The organism is Peribacillus sp. Bi134, assembly GCF_918698065.1.
Classification (GTDB): Bacteria; Bacillota; Bacilli; order Bacillales; family DSM-1321; genus Peribacillus.
The window spans coordinates 1-1,075 of record NZ_CAKKLN010000031.1; the positions used below are offsets into that span (position 1 = coordinate 1).

1 protein-coding gene is annotated in these 1,075 nt (G+C 40.3%); it reads right to left on the reverse strand.

The window, feature by feature from the left end; all coding sequences use genetic code 11:
• Positions 1-1,040, reverse strand: a 1,040-nt coding sequence (locus LQ188_RS26720; RefSeq protein ID WP_230178964.1) for an IS110 family transposase, incomplete at its 3' end; no start/stop codon positions are given.
• Positions 1,041-1,075 lie beyond the last annotated feature (35 nt).

The window sequence follows — 1,075 nt, forward strand, 5'->3', positions numbered from 1 at the left end:
CATAGTACGGCAAGATACAGAGAATGACGTAGTCTGCTCGAACCTCTTTTAGTAATACGATTAATGGTTGCCGTAAACTTACCTGATGAGTGAACAGTTGGATCTACTCCAGCGAAGGCAACAAGTTTTTTCGGGTGATTAAACCGATCGATTTCACCAATTTCAGAGATGATCGTGGCTGCGATTTTTTCTCCGATACCGGGAATCGATTGGATGATCTTATATTCTTCCAGTTCATTTGCCAGGGCCACTATACGATCTTCCAACTCAGAGAGGTGTCCCTGGTAATGAAAAAGCAACTCAATATACATACGAAGATTGATTACGTGACTTTGATACACGTTTATTTGAAATGGATTTCGAGACGCGGAGTCCATTATTTTTTTTGCTTTTTCCCATGCCCATTGACCCGATCGGCTAGGACAGAACTCTATAACACTCTCTGCTAGTTTACTTTCCCCGGCTGCTAATACCGCCTCTGAGGTGGGATATTCCTTTAATATCAATAAAGAAACCCTTGAATATAGATCCCCAAAAACCTTCCGGTATTCAGGAAACACTTGATCTAAAATGGTGTGAAACTGAAGTTTAGCTTCCACATACATATTCGTTACGATTTCCTGTTGTCTGGACAAATTCCGAAGGTCTAATAGCTGAATTCCTCTAATTTTATGAGGTTCTAAATCCTCTTTGTAATACAGCACACACAACTGGTACGCATCGATAGCGTCCGTTTTCACCTTCCGTAAGCTGGACTTCTTTGCCTGATAAGAAATAATCGGATTTAGTAAGATATATGGAATCCCTTGTTCCTCCAGGTATTGAATAACAGGAGAATGGTAATGCCCTGTAGATTCTAAAATGACCATAGGCATTTGCCCTGCCACCTCTTCAATTTCTTTTAGAAATTCTAAAAAATGATCTAACTCCTCTTTGATATGCTTCATTGAAAAGCTCTTCCCATACGGTTTAGATTGATCTAAAAATGCCTGAACTTGGCTCTCTCCTTTTGCCACATCCAGACCAACAACTGGATTCATTGTTTTTTCCTCCTCTACTTACTAACCAGTACCCC